Origin of the sequence: Allomuricauda sp. R78024 (assembly GCF_044596045.1) — a bacterium.
Classification (GTDB): Bacteria; Bacteroidota; Bacteroidia; order Flavobacteriales; family Flavobacteriaceae; genus Flagellimonas.
In genome coordinates this window covers 1653531-1678359 of sequence record NZ_CP138995.1, presented here as the reverse complement: position 1 = coordinate 1678359, position 24829 = coordinate 1653531, and the positions used below count along the sequence as shown (strand labels likewise).

The window sequence follows — 24829 nt, the reverse complement described above, 5'->3', positions numbered from 1 at the left end:
ACAGGGTTTTTTATTTCATGAGGAAACTAACAACCACTTAATTATTTGAAGTAAAATAGAAGAACGAACTACACTGGCGGTAGAGTTCCATATTTACTTAACCCCATGAGAATATGTACGTCTACTGACATTTATCAAAATGACATGTTTTGGACATTGACATACCAAGCCCTTTACTTCTGTCTATAAATCCGCTTGATTTTTATTTCTTTTAATAGTGATTGCCCATCTGTCTTGCCGGATTGAATCTGTTTTACGATATCCATACCTTCAATCACCTTTCCAAAAGCGGCAAAACCTTGTCCATCTGGATTACGTTTTCCTTCGAAATCAAGTTCAGGTTGATCGTTGATACATATGAAAAAAGCAGCTGAAGCAGTACCTGGGTCCAATCTTGCCATTGAGACTGTTCCATTTTTATGCAAAATCCCAGTAATATTGGTTGTTTCGTGGACAATTGGAGGCAATGCCAAGTCACCTGCAATGAAGTTTCCTTGGATAACTTCTATTTTTTTTGGATTCACAGGCTGATTATCAATTCTTACAACTCTATAAAAACTTGCCCCTTCAAAATTTTCGTTTTCAACGTATTGAAGAAAGTTCTTGACCGTTATTGGAGCCTTTTTCGGATATACCTGTATTACGATGTCTCCGACTTCCGTTTCTATGGTATAGATATGTTTTGATTCCACATCCTGTGCAGTAATCTCTGCACCAGTTTTCTCTTTACATTTGAAGGAACTATTCAGCAATAAAAGGCAGAAAAAACTAAATACCAAAGCTGGTGTTTTAAAAAAATTAAGCATAGTTTTTGTTATTTTATGGCGTAAATCCTTTTTATCTCAATCTTCTTTTTCAGTATTTGACTGTCAGTTTCACCTGCTTGAATCTTAAGTACAACGTCCATGCCATCGATAACTTGACCAAAAGCGGCAAAACCTTGGCCATCTGGATTGCGTTTTCCTCCATAGTTAAGTTCTGGTTGATCGTTGATACAAATAAAGAACTCGGCAGCGGTAGTTCCCACATCAAAACGGCCCATAGAAATTGTTCCATTTTTATGGGTTAGTCCTGTTTCTAAGGTTGTTTCGTGGGCAATCACTGGAAAATAATGCTCCTTTCCAGTGAAATCACCTTGTATCACTTCAATCTTTACAGGATTTACAGGTTGATTGTCTAACCGTACCACCCTATAGAAATAAGCTCCATCAAATTCTGCCTGATCCACATATTTAATAAAATTACCAACTGTTATGGGCGCTTTATCTTGGTATACTTCAAAAGTTATATCTCCAACCTCTGTTTCAATCACATAATGATTTTTAGAAACAGAGGAACAGCTTGTTAGAACAGCAAAAAGAAAAAAAGAAAGGATTGTTCTCATTAATCCAATATTTTAAAGGTTAATCAACAATTGAAACCGCAAAGTTGGTGCGCATACTACTATCAAATCGATCCACAACGCCGCCATCTGCATAATTGATAACAAAGCTTATGTTAAAAGAATCCCCAGCTCCCAAATCTCCAACTGAGAGATTTGGAAAGCCGCTAACTAACTCATTTGAAGATAAGGTTATTGTGGTTGGAAAATCAACAATAACTTCCTCTTCGATTACTGAGGATTCCCCGTTTACGCTACTAACGTAAGATTTATTTACAATAATGGATTGCACGGGTCTTTTATCACCTTTGAAACTCACAGTAAAACCGAGTTCATAGGTATTTACATCAGTCAAAGAAACTTCAACGGCACTAGCAACTGCTACATCTAATAGCACGCCATATTCCGTTCCTTTTAAAAAATCTGGTACCACCTGGTTTTCGTCATCACTACAGGAAAGTGTTATACCAATTATGACTGCCAGAACGTATTTTATAATATTTTTCATTGTCTTATTTTTTAAGTTTAGTTGTCCCAGAAAACAAATTCATCATTATTGGGTGTGGTTGGTGGAGTAACACTGGACGGATAAGGAAATCTGTTTAGCGTTGGACTGGTCTGCACAACCAATGTTAGGTCATCTGGAATCCCAGTTCTACGCCAATCATTATATTGCTCCATTCCATTACCAAAAAGGTGTACATATTTTTCGAGCATTATCAGCTTTAATTTATCTGCATCATTAGAAGCATTGAAAACTAATAATCTATCGGCAACATAGGTATCTATTTGAGCAGTTGAAATCCCCGGGCCCACACCTAAGTCGTTAACCTTTGCCATTGACTCTCGTATGCCATCTTCAAACAATACCTCTGCACTTGCAGAAGCATTAATACCTAAAGCCATTACTGCCTCAGCTTCAATAAAAATCCGCATAGCGTTGGTCATCATTCTATAGGTTGCCGCTCCTTTTAGTCCCAAGTCGGCAGTAGTAATTCCGCCAGAACCATCATCGTATTTTCCTCCTGCAGGATATGCTCCATGGAAAGTTCTAGTGTCTTGGTCTTCGAAAGTAGATAAGCCATTAGGGTTCCCCGAATCTCGTCCAATAAACTCACCAGGGGTTTGGTTATATAGATAATAAGGTATACGAGGGTCATTATTACCTGTCAAAAGATCATTAAAATAGTTTGCTATTCTGTTATCCAACCGTATCACATAATCAACTTCAAAAAGTGACATTCTGTTTTCAGGTGCAGCCGTGTCACCATACAAAAGTTGAAAATCGTCAGTACTCGACTGTATAAGATTGTCTTGCGCTATCAAGCTTTCTATTTTGGGACCTACACTACTATCTACCAACCGTGTCTGGTTGTACATTTTAAGCAACAAGGTATTTCCCATTCTTTCCCACTTAGCAAGATCGCCACCATAAACTACGTCGTCACTTCCAGGGGAAAGCACTGAAGTTTTGTTCAAATCGCCCAGTGCTTCGATAATCAATGCTTCCAAATTAGCATAGATTTCACTTCCCGAGTCATAAGCGGGCATATCAATTTCAGCATTGAAGGCTTCGGAATAAGGTATGTCATTCCAAAGATCTACCATAAGGCTAAAAGTATAGGCCTTCATGAGTTTGGCAATTCCAACATAATGCCAATTTTCTTCTATAGTTCCTTGGGTAATAACGTCTTCAAGATCCTTAAGACCACCACTATAAAGATTACTGTTCCATAAACCATCAATAGTAGTTCTAGTGACCGTGTAGTTATCATATCTTGAATTTACCCTTGTTTGCACAGCGCTTGAGGTAATGGCATTTACCAGACTTGCAAAAGATTCTATTACAGACACTTGACCATGAGGCAATAATTCTATAACCGTTGCTGTTGTTGGGCTGTTTGGATTATCGTTAATATCTAGATCACATGATGAGAAAATCAACATCAATATGAAAAGATAGGGTGCTTTTTTATATATAATATTTTTCATCGAATTGTATTTATATCTATTAGAATGAGAGTTTTATGTTCAGAGCCATATTTTTTACCGTTGGTGGGGCATACTGCTCCACACCTTGAGCATTACCTGCTCCGTAAGTTGACACTTCAGGGTCTAAATGAGGGTAATTTGGGGCCTTAAACCATAAATTCCTTCCCAATAAAGTCACACTCATACTTCCGAATGGAAGTTTTTTCAACATCTGTTTTGTAAATGTATATCCTAAACTAAGTTCTCTAAGTCTAAAGACCGTAGCATCAAAAATCAATGATTCCGCACTAAATCGATACTGATTACGTTGTGTACCGTTTGTAGCGCCACTCCAGTAATTCTGAGGGGAAATTTGAATATTGTTCGTTACGGTATTTCCATTTTGGTCCAACATGGGCTGTGTTGGGTCGTTCGGGTCTGCCAAAACACCGGGTAGAACATAGGTTCTATCCCTGTCTACAGCAGTTTCCTCTGTCAATCCAAAACCTCTTAGATATCCGTTAGAAAGAGAAAGGATATCACCCCCTTGCTTCCAATCGAAAAGAAATCCTAGTTTGAAGCCTTTATAGGTCATGGTGTTGTTTATACCCATTAGAAAGTCAGGATTTGGATCACCTACAATTTGTTGACCTGGTGCCTTGGTGGGTAATCCAGTAAGCGCGTTGATCAGAAGATTGCCATTAGTATCCCTATTTTGCACCTCACCTTCAATGACACCATATGGTTCACCAACACGTAAGATATTACCGTAGGCAGCAACCCTGTTTCCAGGATTTATTTGATCTAAACCATCGATAAGCTTTTCTACTTTACTTACATTTCTGGCGAAGGTTGTATAAATATTCCAGCTGAATCCTTCCGGATTTAGAAAAGGATTCAAGTCCAGTCCTACTTCCCATCCTTTATTCGATATCTCTCCCGCATTCAATGTTTTTGTAAAATACCCAGTCGCCGCAGGTATGTTCACACTGAAAATCTGATCTTCCGTAATCTTACTATAGTAGGTAACATCGATTCCCACTCTACCTTTCAAGAGATTAAGTTCGAGACCGGCTTCATATTCGGTAGTAAATTCTGGTTTTAAGTTTTCATTCCCTAAATTATCACCTACCTCAGTACCGGATATTCCGTTAAATGGAAATTGAAGCCCTGATAAGCCACCGTTTCCGTCACCGTTTATAGTGTTAACCGTTTGGAGCAAATAAGGATCTGCATCATTCCCGATTTTAGTATAGGCCAATCTCAACTTGCCGAATGTGAAGAAATCCGATTTCACATTAAATGCGTCCGTAAAGTTAAAAGTTGTTGATATGGATGGGTAAAAGAAACTTCTTTCTCCTTTAGGCAATGTGGACGACCAGTCATTTCTTCCAGTCAGGTTCAAAAATAAATAGTCCTTATAAGAAAGCACCATATCACTAAAAAGCCCCACAATTCTCCTATTACTAAAAGTAGATAAATCCGTAACCACTGATTCAGTATTGGTAATTCTTGAAATACCTCGTCTAATAATACCTAAACCCGTAAAACTCGTAATGTCAGTTTTTCTTTGGTTGAAATTATGCCCTAAAACCACCCTTAAATTGAGGTTTTCGGTCAATTGTTTCGATCCCGTAACGATAAAATCAGAAGATATTTCTGTAAAGGTGATATCATTGTCCGTAATGCTACCAGGAGAATTGAAACTACCTCTAGGAACAATCTCAACTCTGCTATCGTTATAGGTGTTGAGTCCAATTTTATAAGAAAAATTCAACCATTCGTTTGCTTTGTAATCGGCAGAAAGATAACCGTAAACTCTATTCACATCACTATCATAAGGCCCTTCTTGTGCCAACCATCTAGGGTTGTCCCAAAATGTATATCGAAGTTGCTCTCCCGTGACTTCATCTATATATGGAAAACCTGTTAAATCATAGCTACGAGGCACAAACAGGGTTTGCCTATTAATACTGGATAATGTATTGTGTCCACCTGATAAAATTCCGTCTTGATGTGTATTAACGTAAGTCGCAGATGCCTTTATTTTTAAGCCGTTTTCAAGATTGGTCAGCCCAGAAACCTTAATGGATGTTCTTTTAAGGCCAGTAAAGGGTATAAAGCCCTCATTATCAAGATTACTCGCTGTTACCGCAAAGGCATTTTTACCATCTCCACCTTGTGCCCTTATGGATGTTTCCCTCTGGAAACCTGTTCTGTAAAAATCTTTTACATTGTTAGGAAACGCTCTGTAAGGAACTGCGTCACCCACATGGTTAATATATTTAATTACACCATCATCTGAAAACAAATCACCATTACCGTCCAAGTTAGGATCGTCAAACGCTGGGCCCCAAGACTCTGTGGCAACGGGACTAAAAGTATATTGTCCATTTAAATAATTTCCCTGGCCATATTTATTTTGATAATCAGGAAACCTTGAAATGGTCTCGGCACCTACGGTATTCGATATTTCTACTTCCATTCCTTTTTTAGAGGCACTACCCGACCGGGTAGTAATGATAATTACCCCATTTGAAGCTCGTGAACCATATAATGCCGCAGCTGCCCCTCCTTTTAAAACCGTCATACTGGCGATATCATTAGGGTCGAGGTCCAAAGCCCTATTGGAATAGGAAGACGAAGCACCGGCCAAATCTGAAGTACTGGTAGTTGAATTATCGAATGGAATACCATCTACCACAAAGAGCGGTTGGTTGTTACCTGTTGCTGAATTGTTTCCCCTAATAATAATATTCGTTGAAGAACCCGAAGCACCTCCAGAGCCAGAGATATTCACCCCTGCTACTTTACCGCTCAAAGCCCTTAAAACATCTGCCTCAGCTTTATCAGCCAATTGATCGCCTTTAACTTCTGAAACTGCATAGGACAATGTCTTTTTATTTCGTTCAATACCTAAAGCGGTAACTACCACTTCATCAAGCGCATTGGCATCTTCTCTTAAGTGTGTATTGATTGTTGTACGCTGGTTAATGGCCACCTCTTTCGATTCATACCCTATGTACGAGAACACAAGATGTGTAGTTGATGCGGGCACTTTTAGGGAATAAAGACCATCAAAGTCAGTAACAGCACCTACTGTTGTGCCTTTAGCAACAACTGTAGCTCCAATAAGGGGCACATCCAGTTCATCCGTCACAAGCCCTGTTATTGTAAGGTCTTGGGTTACGTTTACTCCCCTTTTTGTGGCCAATACTTTTTGAGCTTTTTTTGAATTGGGATAGAGCAATATATCATCTCCATTTTCAATATCCCTAAGCTCATTAAGCTTTTCTTTTAGCCTTTCTAGTTTATTTTTTCCATTTCTATTGTTCTTATAGATAACAATATACTTATCGCCAATCGTCTCAAATTTTAAATTGGTACCACTAAGTAAAGAGTTAACCACAACTTCTATTTCTGTTTCTTTACTAAAAAGCTCACTTAAAGACACCTCTATTTCAACATTTTCCAACAATTTGGTTTCATAGCTGAAGAATACATGGTAATTCTCACTTGCCGCCTGTAAAGCATCCGTGAGTTTTATTTTATTAGCCTTTGAAAAGGCATAAGACGGGTCCTTATTCGTTTCTGATAAATTGGCTGATGCATAGCTGCTGCTCAAAATGAAAGCCAACAGTAGAATGCCTCTTTTGAAGACAATAGATTTTTTCATAAATTTGGTCGTTAATTAGTTGTATTATATTGCAATTAGTGGGGGTAATCTTGTTCAGAAGATTATCCCTTTTTTATTTGATAAACTCAGTCCCAATTATTCTCTCAATGGTAGTTACCGCAACTTCTTGGTTTGTAATTGAAACTCCTACGGTAACTTCTTTATCTCTGAGTGCATTATCTTTAAGTTTTAGTTGAATTCCGTATACATCTTCCATCTTCGCCAGCACGACATGTAACGGTGTATTTGTATACGTCATAACCCCATCTCTCCATGAAGTTTCATCCTTTTTTGCCTTTTGTTTTTCTGGTAATTTTCGGCTTTTAGCTTTATACGTTATTTTTTCACCGGGAGCCATAAGGAGCTGCTTGTTCAAATTGCCTTTTATATCAAGCTTGATTTTTCCCTTATCCAAAATTACTTTGGTGTCTTCTTTTCTATTATCAACGTTAAAAGCTGTTCCCAAAACCTCAACATTAACATCGTCAGTGATAACAATAAATTTAGCCTGTGTTTCTTCTATCGTAGTTACATTAAAGTAGGCTTCTCCATCTAACCATACTTTACGGTCAACGGCTTTGTCCCATTTTTTTGCTAATCTTAACTTGGAATTGGCCCCTAGAGTAACTTGGGTTCCATCTGGAAGTTCGATTTTCTTATACTCTCCGTAGGCCGTAGTATAATAATCTGTATTGATGTTTTTGTAGAATAAGCTGAAAGCTACCAATACAACTATTGAAGCTGCTGCTACATAATTAAATACTCTTTTCCGGTTTCTTTTAAGAACCCGTATTTTGCCGGTCGTTTTATTGGCATATTTAGAAACAAACTCTTGGTATTTCTCCTGAATTTGAGCTTCACTTACCCTATTGCTATCATAATATTCATGAACACCTTCTAAAAAAAGTTTTGCCTTCTCAATATCCAAGGATTTACTTGGGTGTTCCTCCAAGAAAGCATCCCAAAAAGCACTTACTGCCTCATTTGGGGAGTATACCCACTCTCTAAAATAAGAGTCCTTGATGAAGTCTTCAAAAAGATAATTTTTAAAATTTTTGTGGCTCATGTAACAATGCTATTTATAATAGAAGCCGCAAAACATAAAAATGTAACCTTGGAAAATAAACTTTTTTAAAAAAACTTGTTTTAAACTAAAAAAGCAGACACTATAAAAGACCTTATTTTTTCTGAAAATATGGAGTTTTTCAGTTTTTTAAGGGCCCTGGAAACATAGTTTCGAGCTACTTGGTTGCTCACGTTCATTATGTCTTCAATTTCTTTATAAGAGAAATTAGCATAGTATTTCAGGTAGATGATTTCCTTTTGCTTGTCCGGTAATTTTTCTATGGCATTTTTCAAGTTCATTTTTAGACATGAACTTTCCTCAGCTTGCATTATTTCCTTTTCCACTGAGGTAATGGATTTTTCATTAACCAAGGTCACCAAGTAATTATCCTTATTTTTTTTGGAACGGTTATCCTTAATAATACGATGAATAAGATTTTTTCGAATCGCTTTGCATGCAAACGCTTCAAAATTTTTGATGTCCTTTAATTTTTCTGAATGCTCCAAAGTCCAAACAAAAAAGTTCTGAATGGTATCTTCCACTTTCACGGAATCATTATGCACAAGGCAACCATATTGATATAGTTTGCTATAGTACTTTCTGTATAATGATTCCACCATTCTTTCTCAGCTTAATGGTTATATCAAGGATACTGATTATTTATAGTGTCCAAAATAAATAATTGTTCTTTCCTAAAACTGCGTATTGTTTTATGATATTTCCGCTGCAGTGAGTACTAAATTACAGAAATTTAAAGAACATGTTCCAATACCATAATAGAGAGTCAAACAGGTTAGGAAATTTCTTTCTTGGTTTTGTGGGAACAGGAAACCGTTGTATGCAACGGGTTTAGCCCAATTACCCTTTTTCATGGGCGATTCGTATAAGTCCGGCTGTGTTTCTTACTCCCAGTTTTTGAATCAGGTTGTTTCGGTGACTTTCAACCGTTTTAGAACTCATAAAGAGTATTTCAGAAACTTCTTGATTGGTATGTTCTTAGGAGATAAGATTCAGTACTTCTTTTTCTCTTCGCGTTAGCTTAGGAATAAAGCTTGTTTGAGCGGTCCCTATACTATCATTCAGTAAAATATCTTGAAACCCTCTTGGCAAATAGTTGATTCCTTCATGTACGGTTTTAATGGCTGTAATCAATTCTTGCTTCCCCGTATTTTTGAGCAAATATCCCTTGGCTCCATTTCTCAACATACTTTTTATTAATCCCGTTTCACTGTAGTTGAATAAGGCTAAGATTGCTAGTTCAGGATATGTTTTATTTAGTTCCTTACATAAATCCAATCCATTGCTATCTGGTAAATTAATATCAAGTAACAAAACATGGGGCATGTTGTTTTCAATTTCACTTAAAAGCTGCTTGCCCAAACTATAAGTGGCAACAATGGTAATGATATCAGAATCTTCCAGCATGGTTTCAATACCCTTTAATACCATGTTATGATCGTCTAAAATAGCTACTTGTATCACACGTCATTTATTTTGGTTAAATCTATTTCAATACTAAAAGTTGTACCGCTGGTACTGGAATTTTAATAATTGTATTATGGGATAATCCCAATTGAGTCAACTCCATAAATCTATCAATGATCTCTGGAATATTTTGAATATTTCTCCCTGTTAAATACAATTCAGTGACATTACCCTCTGCATCGGTAATTACACCTTCCCAAGTTGAGATATCTGGATTCTCCAAATCCCAATCCATGGTATTTTCTGGGTTTTCGTTGTAAAGCGTAAGCAGAATATTTCTTTGTGAGATTTCCCAGTTAACATCATAGTTTTGCTCTGAACCATTTGCAGCAGTTATGATGTATACCACTGGTTCATTAAAGTTTTGGCGCTCTTCTGGGCTATAACTTGAACTTTCTGAAGTTTGAATTTGTGGCAGCAATGAAGAAATATCAGTATCAAGTGGTGTTTCAAACGTAATATGGTTTTATTTTCCTCATCAATTTGTCCTACGATAGTAACATCTATGGGATTATCGGCATTAGAGAAGGTTAATGATAGAATATTATTGGTATTGTTAGATTCAACTGTAACTACGATATCATAAGTGACTGTAGAACCGTCTTCTGCCGTAATGGTTACTTTTACCGTGCCTGAAAAATCGTTAGAAGAATTGTTCACCTCAGCTTTGTCCGAAACGGTTATTTCGGGCGTTAAAGCAGTAATATCCGTTCCATAGGACATGGTTACTGAAATAACCTTGTCAGTTTCATTTATACTAGCACTGATGTCTATAGCAAGAGCAGTATTGCTGTCAGATTTAAATATAAATGCAGTAATCTGCTTTAAATTACTTTTGGTTGGTTCTTCAATTTCATTGCCGTCATCTTTGCTACAAGATGCAACGGTAATTAAGAATAGAATGCCCCATAAATTTACATGTCGCTTTTTCATAACGTTTTATGTTTTTATATTCAGGGCTAAGGTATTGGCACCGACTCTCTTATTTACCCATGAAAATCCCTGAAATTTTCTCTAGGGGTTTTCCCTGATAAAAGCGATTGTATAATTTATGTGCTCCTACAACAAGGTCTAGATTATATTGGAAAAACACGGAAAACAAGCTCTTAAAAGCTTAAAGAAAACCATATGCAATTCCATGCTTTTTAAACTCAATTGACTTAAACTAAAAACAAAACATCAAGCTATTCTGATAAGCCAACTAGATGAATTCTAAATTCCTCCTAAGCAGTATAACACAGAAGTTTTAGGAATATTGACAGTATCCCATTTTAAAGATGGCATACAAATTGGGTTTATACAGCAGAGTAAAAATCTTTTTATAACTAGTTAGTTCTATATATCAAGAAGAGTTTTGCACTCTTTTATCTTTAAACTCTTGAACTTACTCTTTGTTAAATTTTATCAATGTAGTTAAGGTTAACTTCTAAATCTCTATCTTAGACATAATAAAAATCTTACAAAAAATAGTGTTTTACCCTTTACTTATATAAGATATTTTCTATATGTTTTCCTTAAAAGTTATATTTCCTCTTTTCTTTACAGTTTTTTGCTTTTTAATCTGGGCAGAGAATCGACAACGAAAAATTATTTCAGACGAAACGTACAACTATGTCTTTTATGTTTCAACCGATTCTATTAAAAATTACGAAAATTCAAAAAAATACTACTGGTATAAATCTGGAGAAATTCATTCTTCTGCAGGTGGAAACCATGGAGATTTATTGGATGGCCAATACACGAAAAGTTATAGGGACAGCAGCATAGTTGAGCAGGGTGGTTTTAAAAAGGGACTTAAAAATGCTGTCTGGAAAGAATGGTATTCTAACGGAAGTTTAAAAAGGACCATTGAATGGAAAGAAGGTTTCAGATCTGGATGGACCATTGAATACGATAACAAAGGAGAAATTATAGAGGGTGGTCGATTTAAGGAAAATAAAAAAAATGGCATTTGGATTAATGGTGAAACAAAGGATACACTTCAATTTAAGCAGGGTATCCAAATCAAAAAAGAAAATCAAAAGAAATTCAAGGATAAAGTGGGCATATTCTTAAAAAGCATTTTTAGCCGCAAAGAGAAAGACAGCTTGGAAAACAAAAATTCTAAAAAAGATAGAGTAAAGAAACGTAAGCGAATCAAAAGAAAATAAGGTTTTGAAAAAGGAAAAAAAAGGAAAGTCAACATCGTGATAGTAAAGGCAGGTTCTCTTCTATACGCCGTTTATGTATCCCTGCTCATTTCAATTTTTTGTGGGGCCCTTGTGTTTGTCTTTAATCTTAATTTAGAGTCTTCTGCTAGACATTTGGTTAAATCAAAGTTGATTGATAGGTGCGAGTCTTGCTTGAACCTGTACATGTCAGGTTCTAATCAGGGTACGGGTAAAACCATAGAAAATATTAACCTTTTTGATGATGGTATACAGTGCAGGTTCATAAAATCAACCTGGGGCGCATTCACCAAAGTTAAAGTAAAGTCATTTTTTAAAAAGGATACAGTAACAAGAACTTCCTTTATTGGAAGAAAAAACCCTCAAAATAGTCTAGCTCTATATTTATGCAATTGGGGAGATGAACTAAAAGTATCTGGAACTACAAAAATTCTAGGGGATTTAAAGCTTCCAAATGGACGGTTCAAAAAGAGTTCCATTTTGGGAAATAGTCAATTAAATAGACCTGTAATCAGTGGATTAATTACCTCTTCAAATCAATCTTTGCCTGAGATTTTAATTGAAAGTAATCCATTACCAGAACGAACAACTCAAATCAAACTCTCTAAAATCAAAACAAATCAGCAGATTTTCAACGATTTCGAGTCACCTACTTTATTAGTAGATGTTGCTAAAACCGAACGAATAACGAATTTTAATCTTAAAGGGAATATTCTCTTGAAATCCAATGACACCATTTATATTGAAAGTAGCTCAAGACTTGAAGATGTAATTATTTCTGCCCCAAAAGTTGTTATCCAGAATGGTTTCCAGGGAAGTATCCAAGTATTCGCGGACAAGGAAATTGTCATAGATAGCAATGTTATTCTTACTTACCCTTCTGCTCTTTTCATCTTTTCAAAGACTAATGAGTTCAGTAAGAATATTACCATTTCCAAAAATGCTCAAATCTATGGAGGCATTGTATTGGGAGGTGCTTCCTTTGACCAAAGAGAAGCTAATACAATTGTTATAAAAAAAGGAGCCCTGATCGTAGGAGATATCTATTGCAATGGAAAACTTGAGCTCCAAGGAAAAGTGCTAGGTACTGTATTATCTCATAAACTAAACTTGGAAACCAAGAATGGAAGCTACGAGAATACATTACTCAATGCTGAAATAAATGCAAGTGATCGACCGAAAGGCGCTTTAAGTCCATTTCTAAGCTTTAAAAATGAAGAAAGCAATTATAATGTCATTAAAAACCTATAAAAAAAGCTATCTGGTCGCAGGATCTCTTGTAGAATCTGTAATTGCTATAACACTGATAACCATTTGCTTGTTCATTGCTCTAAAATTACATGTAACAATTTTGGATAAAAGTGCGTTTATCAACAATTCAAGAAAATTGGCTGTTCTGAACCGATTAGTTACCAATATGAAAATGAACAAAAACTATAGCAATGAAGTTTTTGGTTTTGAAACTTATTCTATTCACAAAACTGTTTCTACATATGAAAACGATGATAACTTACTGAAAGTAACCTTTGTCTTACAAGAATCTACAGATACAACAAGGTACTATTATTTAATCTTAAAATGATGAAAAATACCATCAAGGCCTTTACAATTATGGAAGTACTAATCAATATGCTGATTAGCTCAATCATTATTGGCATGGTTTATTTTACTTATGTATCATATATCAAACAACTTTCATTTTTTCGAAAAGATGTAGAGGAAAAAAACCATCTTAACCGCTTTGTATTTCAGCTTAAATCTGATTTTTATAGTGCAGAAAAGGTATTGAGCAAACCCAAATCTTTCCAAATAGTCTTGTACAATACTGAGAACATCAACTATAAGATGTTAGGTGAGCAATTGGTTCGCGAGCAAAAGAAAAACCAGGATAGTCTCCATATTCAATCCGTAAGTTTGCATACTATAAAACACCTTCAAAGTCAAGAGGAATTGATACAAAGAGTAAGTATTAATGCCTACTTATTTGATGAACCTATAGAATTGGTAATTACCAAAGATTATCCAACCATAATACAGTTAGAAAGAAGTAATGGCGATTGATATCAGCAAAATAAATAAAAAGGTTAAAACCAACCCCAATTCAACTTTTTTAACTCTCCATCTTCCGAGTTTGGAATTTGGAACTACCAAGAAACTTGGTTCCAAAAAAAAAATGGTACTGTATAAGGATCTTGCAACACTTTTGAACGCTGGAGTAGATTTCAAATCATCACTAGAAATCTTGGCCAATCAACAAAAGAAAAAAAGGATTAGAGAACTCATATTGCATCTCAAGGAACAAGTCGTAAGTGGGAGAAGTCTTCATGAGGCCATGGAAAAATCTGGAAACTTTTCTCCATATGAACATTTTAGCGTAAAAATTGGTGAAGAGACCAAAAAGCTCAATGCAGTACTCATGGAGCTTCATAAGTATTTCAAAAGACAGATTAAGCTTCGGAAACAAATAATTTCTGTGGTTACTTACCCTGCTTTTGTCTTAGTACTTACCATAGCAGTGCTGTACTTCATGCTAACGTATGTAGTCCCTATGTTTAAATCTGTTTTCAACCAATTTGATGCAGAGTTACCGGGGCTTACCAAAAATATTATTGTACTATCTGAACATTTCCCAGTTATATTTCTTGTATTCACTTTCATAGTTGTATTATCGATTGGGCTCACAAAAGTTTATAGTAAAAATGCCAAGTATCGATATGTAAGATCAAAACTCCTTTTGAAGATTCCTTACTTTGGAAAGTTAATCCAGCGAATATACCTCGCTCGGTTTTGTCAGTTTTTAGATCTATTACTTACCTCTAAAACTCCCTTGACGGAATCTCTGGATATGGTAAAAAAAATGATAGGTTTCTACCCAATCGAAGTATCTATTGATCTTATTAAAAGTAATATTATCAAGGGGTCTTCGTTTTCGTCGGCCATGGAAAAACATTCCATCTATGAAAATAAACTTATTTCCATGATAGCAGTGGCAGAGGAGATAAATGAATTGGACACTATGTTCTCAAGGCTTGCCGATGAATATGACGAGGAGGTTGAGCACCGCACCAAAATGATAGGTGTTATTCTAGAACCAGTCATCATTATCTTCATTGGTTTGATTGTGGGTACCATAATGGTCGCCATGTACGCACCCATGTTTGATTTGAGCAAAGTAATCAATGGTGGTTGATATGAAGGAAAAAAGTTTAAATTTATACTTGTTAAAAAATATAACAGTGGACAAATATTTAAAGAATTTTCAACAAAAAAATAAAATAAAAAGATACTATGTTAATGCATATTCAATGACTGAAATCTTAATCGTACTATGTATTATTGGCATTCTATTATTGATGGTCTTGCCTAGTCAGACCTCGGTAATTTCTCAAGCTAAGTCCATTGAAGCACAAAGTATGTTAAATCATTTATACGGCCTTCAAAAAAATCATTTTTACAGATACTCTCGTTATTCAACTGATTTTGAAGAAGTTGGATTTGAACCCGCGCCTACAATCGACCAAGGCGGTCAAGCAATTTATAAGATTGAGATTATTGAAGCCTCCACCAATTCTTTTAAGGCCACAGCAACTTCTTTGTCTGATTTTGACGATGATGGCAATTTTAATACTTGGGAAATAGATCATAAAAAACTACTTAAGGAAGTTTTAAAGGATTAAAATGATCAGGGAAGCTTTGGAAGGAATAGTAGTAATCGTTTTACTTTTAATTTTCGTTCAAGATTTAAAACATAGGGCCATACACATAACACTCCCAGTCCTTGTTGCCGCTATAGGTTTGTATTTCTTTATCAGTGAGCATCGTGACTACACTATTATCGGATACAATTTTTTTTTCCTTCTAATTACATTTGTAGGGCTTTATTTATATTTAGTAATTAAAAATAATAAAATAATAAATCTATTTCTATCAGTTGGTGTAGGTGATTTACTTTTTTTTGTCGCTGTAATACCTTACTTTTCTACAATAAATTACATTCTATATTTTATTACAGGAATGATGTTTTCAATATTGGTATTTATAATTATAAAAATCCTATCCAAGACAGAACTAGTTCCCTTGGCCGGATTGCTAGCAATATATTTTATGATTTTGAAAGGAATTTTCTACTGGATGAATCTTGACTTTTTTAATAATAACATTTTATAACCCAATTACCCAAATCAAATACTAACCTCCCGCCAAGGACTATAAAACTAGACATGATTCCCAATATTGAGTTATCAGTTGAACATCTTCAGGTTATAAATGCCGATTTAGCACATAATTATGGAATTATCCCTAAAGATGTAAAAGACAATACAATCGTTTTTTTTGTAGATGAGCATATGGCTTTCGATGATTTGGCAAATGAACTAGGGCTTATTTTAGGAAAAGAGATTATCCTTCACCCTATATCATCAGAATTTGTAAAAAAAGCCTTGGTATTATACTACAGAAAGGGAGAGCACAGAATTCAAGGAGCAAACGGTCACCAAAATTTTGAAGTTGCATCCAGTGATTTTCTTGAGGAGGTTATTTATGAGGCAAAAGCTATAGGAAGCAGCGATATTCACTTTGAAGTGTATAAAGACGATTCGCGTGTCAGGTACAGGATTGATGGAAAGTTAATTGAAAAATACAAAATAGGAAAAGAGAATTATTTGGAGCTAATCAATAAAATCAAAATAAAATCCAACCTCGACATCACCGAAAAACGCCTTCCACAGGACGGTAGAATCAACTATGAGAATTTTGATATTCGAGTTTCCATCCTGCCCACACTATATGGAGAAAAAATTGTAATGCGGATATTAGGAAGAGACACTGACCACTTAAGCATAGAAAGACTTGGGATGGCTCCCATCGAAAAAAACCATTATCTAGAAGCCCTCAAATCCTCTAAGGGGATTATTCTAATTAGTGGTCCCACGGGTTCTGGAAAAACAACAACTCTTTATGCAAGTTTAAAATTACTCAACCTTGTTAAAACAAATATCGTAACAGTAGAAGACCCTATTGAATATACGCTGAAGGGTATTAACCAAGTACAGCTTAAAGAAGATATCGGACTTACCTTTACCAGTGCCTTAAAAACCTTTCTAAGGCAAGATCCAGACATTATAATGCTTGGAGAAATTAGAGATGGTTCAACTGCTGAAATGGCAATCAGAGCAAGTCTTACTGGACATCTCGTTCTTTCAACTATACACACAAATTCTGCCTTGGGTACTATTTCCAGACTTATAGACATGGGAGTGCCAGCTTTTCTTATTGCTGAAACTCTTAAAATTTCAGTGGCTCAAAGACTTGTTCGAAAATTATGTCCCAACTGCAAAAAGGAATATAGAACCGCAGAAGCTATTTACCAAAATGATATGTTCAAAGATATCCCGAAGCACTGGAAAGGAGAAGGTTGTGAAAATTGTCATTATACAGGTTACAAAGGCAGAACGGCAATTTATGAGATAATTCCAATTGGATTGAATTTTGCCCAGGAAATAAAGAAAAATAGCTCGAATCTGGAAGAGTATGTTTCTAAAGAGAATTATTCAAGACTCCCAGATAAAGCAATTGAATTGGTACAGAAAGGCATCACCTCCATAGAGGAGGTTTATTCCATTATAATAGAAGCACAATAATGATGATAAAAAAATCAGTTTTTATTTGCTTTTTCTTGTTTCTAAGCTCATTGTTTTCCCAAAATACTGCGCAAACTACTGAGGAATTACTTGAAAAAATAGCTGAGGAAAGATTAGGTCTAAATGAACTGACCGAATTAGACGTTTCTGGTCTTACCTTATTTGAAATCATTACTTCTTTGGCTGAAGAGCATAGAATAAATGTGAGCGTAGATACCAATCTAAACGAACTGGTAGTTAGCAATTTCTTTGATGTGAGTGTAAAGGATGTTTTTTTATTCTTGGTAAACAAACACAATCTTGTAGTAGAATATATGAATGGCATCATAATCTTCAAAAAACAGGCGGTTCTAGCAGAAAAACCCAAGGAAAAATCGAGAAAACCAATAGATATCACTTTTAATTCCCAGAATCAATTTCTCTCGGTAAAACTAAAAAATGATTCTCTTCCCTTAGTTGCTGAGCGTATCACCGAGCTTTCCAACAAAAATATTGTCCTTGCCCCAGAGGTCAAAGAAATGAAGGTATCTGCTTACATAATAAATAGACCCTTTGACCAAGTTGTTGAAATGATTGCTAAATCAAATCAACTGGTATCCACTGTAGACGAAAATGGTTTTTACTTTCTTTCCAAGGATTTTGAAATTACAGATCAACAAGGATTGGGAAGCCGGAACTCAGGAACAAAAAGAATTTCCTCACGTATTGCAACGAATAAGAATTTTGCAACAGGAGAACTAAAGGTTTCTTTGAATGACAATGGGTACCTTTCTGTTAAAGCATATGAAGCGGATGTCACATCAATTATTGAACAAGCTTCAGATTTACTGAACATAAGCTATTTTTTCTACAACAAACCCGATGATGTCGTCGCTACTCTTTATGCAGACAGTATTGATTTTGATAGTCTCCTGAATCATATTTTCAAGGGCAAACGCTATACTTCCAAAAAAACAGAAGATCTATACTTAATTGGTCTACAAACCACGGAAGGATTAAGGGCCACTGAACTTATCCAATTAGAAAATCGCACTATAGAAAGCGTGCTTAACACGCTCCCAAAATCCTTTTCCCAAGATGTTGAGATGCAGGAATTTGTTGAGTTGAACGGGATTTTAGTATCGGGATCCAAACCCATTTTGGAAGAACTAAGACAAGTCATTAAAAAACTGGACAAAGTTGTTCCATTGATTCAGATAGAAGTACTGATCGTACAATACCAAAAAAGTTATGATGTACAAACCGGTATTCAAGGAATCTTAGGTGATAAAGGACAAGGTATTAAAACAGAAGGGGTCTTATTTCCTACTGTAGATGCAACCGTAAACTCCAAATCTATAAACAAGTTGATTGATGCATTCAATGGTCTTGGGATTATTAACATAGGTAAAGTAGCGGAAAACTTTTATGCTAATCTTAGACTGTTGGAAAGTAATTCTATAATCAATTTAAAATCAACACCAAAAATAGCAACATTAAGTGGACATAAAGCCAATGTATCTATTGGAGAAACCAGCTATTACTTTGAATCTACCAACAGGTTGATAAATTCAGGGGTCAACGACAATATTCTCCAATCAGGTCAATGGAAACCCACAGAAGCAAATCTCAGTGTGGATATCTTGCCATATGTCTCCAAAGACGAACACATTACTTTAGATATTGTAGTTGAGAAAAGCGCTTTTTTAGGAAGGGCTGGAGAAAATGCACCTCCAGGAAAATCCACCCAAAAATTTGAATCTTTAATCCGAGTTAGGAACAATGAGATGATTCTATTGGGTGGCCTTGACGAGTTAGAAAAAGAAAACTCTGGAACGGGAACTCCATTTTTGTCTAGGATCCCGATTATTAAGTGGTTTTTCAGTAGTAGACGAAAGGCTAAAGAAAAGTCAAAATTGCATGTCTTTATAAAACCTACAGTGATTTATTGATGAGAGAAAAAATTCTAAATACTCTAATTCAATCAGATAAATTCCTATGTATTGAAGTTCATTTTGGGGATAGCGATAAAACATATCGTGCCGTGGAAGTGGTGAGAAAGAAAAACAACCTTTCGCTTATAAATTCTTTTATCGCAAGGGATTTGAATACTCTTCTCCAACAGATTCCAAAGAACAATCCAACGATCTTATCTTTTTCAGGTCAAGGAATAATAACCAAAAAAGTAGAAAACACTCCAAATTATCAATCCACTATACTGTTTAATGCCAATACCGAAGATTTTTATTGGTTTGAAATACCCCAGTCCAACCATATTTATGTCTCTATAATTCGAAAAACAACATTATTCGATGAAATTGAATACTTAGAAAACCAAGGTATTTCCATTGTGGATGTGAGCGTTGGTCCTTTCATCACCATAGCTCTCAAACCATTACTCCCCTCAAATCTGAGCATCTTAACTCCAAGTTTTGAGCTAAAATTCGACAAGGATACAATAACAGGGTTCGCAAAACGTCAAACTAAAGAAAAGAAAACAGAACAATACTTTTTAGGAGAAGAAAAGGTTGGGGTTATACATATAATTCCATTCTCCAGTCTCTTGTTTTACCTCTACCCAAATGAGACTATAAAAGCTGATAAAGAATTTCTAAAATCAAAAAGACAGGAATTTAAGTTTAAAAAAGCCTTTAATGTGATAGGCGCTATTGGCTTAATGTTATTGCTAACCACCTTATTGAGCAGTTATCTTATGCTAAGGTATTACCAAGCTGAGTACATGGAGCTACAGGTAAAGCTCGGAGAAGAAAACATCGCTTATAACAAGTTGATTTTACTAGAGCTTGATCAAAAAAACAAAGAGGCCATTCTAAGAGAATCGGGATTAAATGATAGTAGATTCTTGGCATCCTATATTTCCGAAATCGCCAAAGATATTCCTCCAGAAATCAGTCTAATTGAAATGATGGTGTTTCCTTCAAAAGTGAAGATAAAACAAAAAGAGCGTATCCATTTTAACAATAATTTGATTCAAATAAATGGAACTGTCTCATCTAATCAATCCTTTACAGCATGGATCAAAAAGTTAAAAGAATCAGATTGGGTTGAAAGCCTAGAAATCATAGACTTTAAAAAAGATGGAAGTATCAGCACTTTTGAAATCAGGTTAATCTTACTATTAAATGTTTGAAAATATATCATATAGGAAGAAATTTTTGGTTCTTATTACCCTGCTGATAGCTATTGGGATTACAGCTTATAAGAGATCTTATAGCATAACCCTTGATGCATACAAATCCTTGAAATCCTCTAGGGAAAAGTTAAAAGATGTAAGCAACTCCCAGGAAAGAATTGCTATTTTAAAAGAGAAGGTAGATTATTTGGATAACATTATTGGAAAGAAGGCGACAAATGCAGATTTGGTCCAACAAGAAATCATAAATACGTTCACAAAAATCAAAAATGATTCCGATTTAGTAAAGCTAGAGGAAGTCCACAAAGCAAATAATGAATATTTCAATATTTATACGAATAGACTTCTAATATCTGGCACCTTCAACGAATTACTAGCAACCACATATAAATATGAAAAGGAATTTGAATTTTCGAGGGTGGTAAGTGTGAGGTTTTATGTAGAAAAAGAACTAAGAACCCGCAAAAAAAAGTTATTTGAACAAATAATATTCCAAAACTATGAAAAGATTGATTAGCAGAATGTTTTTGAGTTGTTCCTTAATTTTTATTAGTTGTGATGACGTTTTTGAGGAAGATATTAGTGATGACACTATTGTCTCTATAGCACCAAAAAATGAGGCAAACTTAACCGGGAATGCCGTACAATTTCGATGGAGTATATTGGAAGGAGCTGATAATTACCACCTCCAAATTATAGGGAATCAACAAAAAATTGTTTTAGATTCTTTAGTGGAAACTGACATATTTGAGTACCAAATAGATCCAGGCACCTACCAATGGAGGGTGAGAGGAGAGAATTTTGCCTACGTCACCCCATATACTTTTGTATCCGTTTTCACGATTAATTCTTCTGAAGATCTTACAAATCAATTGGTGACCCTAACGTCCCCTGCAAACAATGTATACCTAAACAGCGAACAATTTTCTTTTAGCTGGCAAGGAATCAGTACTGCAGACTCGTATCATTTTAGAATTTTGGAGAGAGAGGGGACAAATGAAACACAAATTTTTGAAGATATAGCCGTGGTGGATAATTCTATAAACCTTAACAATGCCGTAATTGCCAATGATGCTGAATACATTTGGGAAGTAAAAGCTCAAAACGATAACAGTAGTACTTCATTTTTCAGAAGATCTTTTTTCATAGACCGATTAGCACCTCCAATACCATCTATAGAGGAGCCCGATGATGAACAGAATTTTGACGTAGATGATGAAGTTTCCTTTAGTTGGGATTTTGAGGATAGTGGGGCCATACAATCTGTCATTAGTGGAACCATAGAAATTGCATCCGATCAAAGTTTTAATACTATAATACTTTCCAATACAGGAACAAGCGAACAATTTTCAACAACATTTACTTCTGCAGGCACTTTTTATTGGAGGGTTTATGGGGAAGATGAAGCAGGAAACAAAGGAGATGAGAGTGCCCCAAGGTCATTTACTATAAACTAGTGGAAAAGAAAAAACTAAATACAGTACTTTTTTTTATAGTTGTCCTTATTTGGGGGGTTATCCTTTATAAGTTCATAGCTCCATACTTTAAAAAATCGGAACCATCTATTACAGCAAAGAATTTAGTTGAAAAAAAAGTATTACCCATAAAAAAAAAGGATACAATAATTTTGATTTTCGCTACAAGAGATCCTTTCCTTGGTAAATTATCTAAAACAAAAAAACAATCTTCTGTAATTAAACCTAAAATTCAAAGCTCTAAAAGAAAAAAAGCATCTGTACCTGTGCCGTGGCCCCTGGTAGAATATCTAGGCTTTGTAAAATCCAAAACAAGTAATAGTCCTTTAGGGCTTGTACGGATTGATGGAAAGCTACATAGAGTCCATCAAAACACCATTGTCAAAGGATTAATGATTACAAAAATCAACAATAATCTGATACAAGTAACTAATGGTAAAGAGTCACGTAGTTTTAAAAAAAAATAAAATTTATTAACAATATTTTTACTACATAATTTGTAAGGTTTTTTTTAATATATTTAACATCATTATCAAATTCCTCGATACAAAAAATGAAGCAAAAAAATCTTAGCATATTCACATACATTAATTTTTCCTTACTCCTAATACTAGCAGTTTTCTTGCTTACATCTTATAGTGAAAATCAATCGAAAGTTGTCTATATAAATAATATTAAGCTATTCAACGATTTTAATATGAGTAAAGATCTGAATGACCTAAACGTCATTGAGATAAAAAAGCAAAAAAAAAGCTAGACAGTCTGTACGGTCTATTCAATATGTACCAGCAGAACAAAAAACCTGAACTATTGGATAAACTTGAAAATCAGCTTAGAAAAGAAGATAAAAGATTGAAAGAGATGACCAAGCTTTTATCAAATGATATTAGCAATAAAGTCTGGAAGAGACTTAATGTATATATAAAAGAATATGGGGAGGTTAATGGTTATGATATTATAATGGGTACCCAAGGGAGTGGCAACGTGATGTATGCCAAAGATGTGATTGACATTACAAATGAAATATTGAACTATTCTAACAACAGATATGAGGGAAGTTGAAATAGTATAAAAGAAGTAAAACCAAAATTCTAGAAACACATAAATTCCATAGGCCAACCATGAATAAAACATTAATCTCAGCATATGTTGCTTTTGCTAGCTTTTTTTCTTTTTTTTTATGTACCTCACAAGAAAATACAACCAATACGGGAATAAGGTCTGGGACTCAAGGAGTCAATAATAGCTATTATGGTTTTAGATCTGGTGAATTAACAACTTCAGGCACAAATAGTTTCTACGGAGCTTTTTCAGGTTCTTCCAATAATGCCGGCAGAAATAACTCCTTTTTTGGATTTAGCGCTGGCAGGAGAAACATAGATGGCATTAATAATACTTTTGTAGGAAACAACGCTGGACGTGACAACACATCTGGTTTAAGCAATGTATTTCTAGGGAGTGGTTCAGGTAGAACCATTCAGACAGGCAACAACAATGTTTTTGTAGGTCCTTTTTCCGGAAACGAAAGCATAGTAGGCTCCCGGAACACCTTTGTAGGCTCCTCTTCAGGAAGGACAAATACTGGCAACGCAAATATTTTTATTGGCTACAATGCAGGTTTTAACGTACAAGGAAACAACATGCTTTACATTGAAAATACCAATGCAGACATTCCCTTAATATATGGTGATTTTTCTAATAATCAGGTTGGAATAAATACTACTACCATTCCAGCGGATATGGCTTTGGCTGTTGGAGGTAATTTTATTGGTGATGCGCTATTTGCCAATAATAGATTATCCATTGGCACTACTGATGAAGACCCTGGCTATAGTTTAACTGTTAAGGGTCGGATACATGTGCAAGAAGTAAAGGTAGATGTCCTGGGTGCAATTGCTCCAGATTATGTATTTGATAAGGACTATGAATTAAAACCTTTGGAAGAAGTTGAACAATATATAACTGACCATGGGCATTTGCCGAACATTCCTTCAGCAGAAGAAATTGAAATCAATGGATTGAATCTCAAGGAAATGAATTTTAAACTTCTTGAAAAAATAGAGGAGCTTACTTTATATGCAATTGATTTACAACATAGGTTAAAACAACAAGAAAAAGTCAATCAGCTGTACCTAAAACGACTGGAAAAATTAGAGTCGAAACTTAGATAAAAGTAATTCTTAGAACCAAATAAACCGAAGAACACAACTATTTAAAGTCATTTTTTGATGAAGGATACTATCCTTATTCCATTTATCTTCTTTATTATTATTTCGGCGGCTTCCTGCGATAGGACTAAGGATGCAAATACTTCTTTGCCAATAGGCTACAAGTTCTTTAACCTAGAACAGGCTGGTTGGAAATCCAAGAGTGCATCTCATAACCTATCAAATATTGAATATACCGCAACATGGGTCCCTATTCAATATTATATTATTAAAAATTCAGGCAATGGAAATCCATCCCTAATAGATTCTATCTACCAGTCCCACAAAGATGAACGGGTCATCGAAGTTGAATTCAAACACACCGCAAAGGATGACTTGTTAAAAACTCAATACACCCAAATGGATTATGAATCTGCAGTCAAGTATATGTCATTTTCCCTTGAGAAGGACTTTGTGGCTATTACACAACTAGGGGATACCATAAACTGCTCGGGTGTAACATTTGAGCGAAACTTTAAGGTAGCTCCGTTCAAAAGAATACTACTGCATTTTGGAGGCATTCCCGAAAATGACCAGATACAATTGGTTTACCATGACAAACTTTTTAGCAATGGTATCCTAAAATTCAAATTCACTGAAAAACCATTAAAGTTATAACGCTTAACAG

At 35.1% G+C, this 24829-nt stretch carries 25 protein-coding genes and 2 pseudogenes; 16 read left to right on the top strand and 11 right to left on the bottom strand.

Features of this window, described 5'->3' with window-relative positions; translation table 11 throughout:
* Window positions 1-173: 173 nt before the first annotated feature.
* The 11 genes and pseudogenes from SJY44_RS07470 to SJY44_RS07420 form a co-directional block, all read right to left on the bottom strand.
* Window positions 174-806, bottom strand: coding sequence for a peptidylprolyl isomerase (locus SJY44_RS07470; protein ID WP_396591885.1), 633 nt, complete (start codon window positions 804-806; stop codon window positions 174-176).
* An 8-nt stretch (window positions 807-814) separates the two neighbouring features.
* Complete coding sequence (locus SJY44_RS07465) at window positions 815-1384, bottom strand: peptidylprolyl isomerase (RefSeq protein ID WP_396591884.1); 570 nt, start codon at window positions 1382-1384, stop codon at window positions 815-817.
* Window positions 1385-1403: 19 nt separating this feature from the next.
* Window positions 1404-1889, bottom strand: coding sequence for a hypothetical protein (locus SJY44_RS07460; RefSeq protein ID WP_396591883.1), 486 nt, complete (start codon window positions 1887-1889; stop codon window positions 1404-1406).
* Between the two features lie 17 nt (window positions 1890-1906).
* A complete protein-coding gene (locus SJY44_RS07455) occupies window positions 1907-3373 on the bottom strand; it encodes a SusD/RagB family nutrient-binding outer membrane lipoprotein (RefSeq protein WP_396591882.1) in 1467 nt (488 codons plus the stop codon).
* Window positions 3374-3392: 19 nt separating this feature from the next.
* Window positions 3393-7028: a SusC/RagA family TonB-linked outer membrane protein gene (locus tag SJY44_RS07450; protein ID WP_396591881.1), complete on the bottom strand. Its 3636-nt coding sequence runs from the start codon at window positions 7026-7028 to the stop codon at window positions 3393-3395.
* A gap of 73 nt (window positions 7029-7101) precedes the next feature.
* Window positions 7102-8094 carry a FecR family protein gene (locus SJY44_RS07445; protein WP_396591880.1) on the bottom strand — a complete coding sequence of 331 codons (993 nt, stop codon included), beginning with the start codon at window positions 8092-8094 and terminating at the stop codon, window positions 7102-7104.
* 80 nt (window positions 8095-8174) lie between these two features.
* Window positions 8175-8714: an RNA polymerase sigma factor gene (locus SJY44_RS07440; RefSeq protein WP_396591879.1), complete on the bottom strand. Its 540-nt coding sequence runs from the start codon at window positions 8712-8714 to the stop codon at window positions 8175-8177.
* Window positions 8715-8952: 238 nt separating this feature from the next.
* Window positions 8953-9072, bottom strand: a pseudogene (locus SJY44_RS07435) (LuxR C-terminal-related transcriptional regulator); the annotation flags it as partial.
* A gap of 18 nt (window positions 9073-9090) precedes the next feature.
* Complete coding sequence (locus SJY44_RS07430) at window positions 9091-9576, bottom strand: response regulator transcription factor (RefSeq protein ID WP_396591878.1); 486 nt, start codon at window positions 9574-9576, stop codon at window positions 9091-9093.
* A 22-nt stretch (window positions 9577-9598) separates the two neighbouring features.
* Window positions 9599-9928 (bottom strand): hypothetical protein, encoded by a 330-nt coding sequence (locus tag SJY44_RS07425; protein WP_396591877.1) that lies wholly within the window; start codon window positions 9926-9928, stop codon window positions 9599-9601.
* A complete protein-coding gene (locus SJY44_RS07420; RefSeq protein WP_396591876.1) occupies window positions 9913-10512 on the bottom strand; it encodes a hypothetical protein in 600 nt (199 codons plus the stop codon). The genes SJY44_RS07425 and SJY44_RS07420 overlap by 16 nt, the downstream gene beginning before the upstream one ends.
* 572 nt (window positions 10513-11084) lie before the next feature.
* Between SJY44_RS07420 and SJY44_RS07415 the strand changes: the two genes are divergently transcribed.
* The 16 genes and pseudogenes from SJY44_RS07415 (at window position 11085) to SJY44_RS07340 (ending at window position 24819) form a co-directional block, all read left to right on the top strand.
* Complete coding sequence (locus SJY44_RS07415) at window positions 11085-11729, top strand: toxin-antitoxin system YwqK family antitoxin (protein WP_396591875.1); 645 nt, start codon at window positions 11085-11087, stop codon at window positions 11727-11729.
* Between the two features lie 204 nt (window positions 11730-11933).
* Window positions 11934-12998 (top strand): hypothetical protein, encoded by a 1065-nt coding sequence (locus tag SJY44_RS07410; protein ID WP_396591874.1) that lies wholly within the window; start codon window positions 11934-11936, stop codon window positions 12996-12998.
* Window positions 12961-13329 carry a hypothetical protein gene (locus tag SJY44_RS07405; RefSeq protein WP_396591873.1) on the top strand — a complete coding sequence of 123 codons (369 nt, stop codon included), beginning with the start codon at window positions 12961-12963 and terminating at the stop codon, window positions 13327-13329. Before SJY44_RS07410 ends, SJY44_RS07405 begins: the two co-directional genes overlap by 38 nt.
* A complete protein-coding gene (locus SJY44_RS07400) occupies window positions 13329-13808 on the top strand; it encodes a type II secretion system protein J (RefSeq protein ID WP_396591872.1) in 480 nt (159 codons plus the stop codon). The genes SJY44_RS07405 and SJY44_RS07400 overlap by 1 nt, the downstream gene beginning before the upstream one ends.
* Window positions 13809-13920: 112 nt before the next feature.
* Entirely contained in the window at window positions 13921-14937 is a 1017-nt protein-coding gene (locus tag SJY44_RS07395; protein WP_396591871.1) for a type II secretion system F family protein, read from the top strand.
* A 115-nt stretch (window positions 14938-15052) separates the two neighbouring features.
* The gene (locus SJY44_RS07390) at window positions 15053-15424 is read left to right on the top strand and encodes a type IV pilin protein (RefSeq protein ID WP_396591870.1); all 372 of its coding nucleotides are present in this window, start codon (window positions 15053-15055) and stop codon (window positions 15422-15424) included.
* Window position 15425: 1 nt separating this feature from the next.
* Window positions 15426-15914: a hypothetical protein gene (locus SJY44_RS07385; RefSeq protein WP_396591869.1), complete on the top strand. Its 489-nt coding sequence runs from the start codon at window positions 15426-15428 to the stop codon at window positions 15912-15914.
* Between the two features lie 53 nt (window positions 15915-15967).
* Window positions 15968-17386: a GspE/PulE family protein gene (locus SJY44_RS07380; protein WP_396591868.1), complete on the top strand. Its 1419-nt coding sequence runs from the start codon at window positions 15968-15970 to the stop codon at window positions 17384-17386.
* On the top strand, window positions 17386-19317 hold the full coding sequence (locus SJY44_RS07375) for a type II secretion system protein GspD (protein ID WP_396591867.1): 1932 nt from the start codon (window positions 17386-17388) through the stop codon (window positions 19315-19317). Before SJY44_RS07380 ends, SJY44_RS07375 begins: the two co-directional genes overlap by 1 nt.
* Entirely contained in the window at window positions 19317-20516 is a 1200-nt protein-coding gene (locus SJY44_RS07370; RefSeq protein ID WP_396591866.1) for a hypothetical protein, read from the top strand. The genes SJY44_RS07375 and SJY44_RS07370 overlap by 1 nt, the downstream gene beginning before the upstream one ends.
* Window positions 20509-21036 (top strand): hypothetical protein, encoded by a 528-nt coding sequence (locus SJY44_RS07365; RefSeq protein WP_396591865.1) that lies wholly within the window; start codon window positions 20509-20511, stop codon window positions 21034-21036. The genes SJY44_RS07370 and SJY44_RS07365 overlap by 8 nt, the downstream gene beginning before the upstream one ends.
* Entirely contained in the window at window positions 21020-21976 is a 957-nt protein-coding gene (locus SJY44_RS07360) for a hypothetical protein (protein ID WP_396591864.1), read from the top strand. Before SJY44_RS07365 ends, SJY44_RS07360 begins: the two co-directional genes overlap by 17 nt.
* Window positions 21976-22461, top strand: coding sequence for a hypothetical protein (locus SJY44_RS07355; protein WP_396591863.1), 486 nt, complete (start codon window positions 21976-21978; stop codon window positions 22459-22461). Before SJY44_RS07360 ends, SJY44_RS07355 begins: the two co-directional genes overlap by 1 nt.
* A 289-nt stretch (window positions 22462-22750) precedes the next feature.
* Window positions 22751-23056, top strand: a pseudogene (locus SJY44_RS07350) (OmpH family outer membrane protein); the annotation flags it as partial.
* Window positions 23057-23115: 59 nt separating this feature from the next.
* Window positions 23116-24165: a hypothetical protein gene (locus tag SJY44_RS07345; RefSeq protein WP_396591862.1), complete on the top strand. Its 1050-nt coding sequence runs from the start codon at window positions 23116-23118 to the stop codon at window positions 24163-24165.
* Window positions 24166-24222: 57 nt separating this feature from the next.
* Window positions 24223-24819 (top strand): hypothetical protein, encoded by a 597-nt coding sequence (locus tag SJY44_RS07340; RefSeq protein WP_396591861.1) that lies wholly within the window; start codon window positions 24223-24225, stop codon window positions 24817-24819.
* Window positions 24820-24829 lie beyond the last annotated feature (10 nt).